Below are 290 nucleotides of genomic sequence, written 5' to 3'. Positions count from 1 at the left end.
TCCACCTTCACACTGGGCGGTTTCGGTGGGCACGCCGGGCGGGCCCTCGTGCCGGGCGACGTGCTCCGGCCGGGATCCCCGGACTCGGATCAGCCGCATCCCGCCTTCCCCGAGGGGGAGCGTCTGGGAGTGGTCCGAGGCGCGACGCCTCACGACCGGCGACCCGCCATCACCTCCTCATGGCAGATCGGTGTCACAGAGGGTCCGCACGGGGCGCCCGACTTCTTCACCCGTGCCGACATGGACGTGTTCTACGCGACCGACTATTCGGTGCACTACAACTCCGCGCG

1 protein-coding gene is annotated in these 290 nt (G+C 70.0%); it reads left to right on the top strand.

Annotated elements, in window-relative coordinates; translation table 11 throughout:
- On the top strand, positions 1 to 290 hold a 290-nt coding region (locus OSC30_RS16815), incomplete at both ends, for a hypothetical protein (protein WP_267172999.1).

The organism is Frateuria hangzhouensis (assembly GCF_026410505.1).
GTDB lineage: Bacteria > Pseudomonadota > Gammaproteobacteria > Xanthomonadales > Rhodanobacteraceae > Frateuria_A > Frateuria_A hangzhouensis.
The sequence above is the reverse complement of the archived record's forward strand: the minus strand, read 5'-3'. Positions and strand labels throughout refer to the sequence as shown.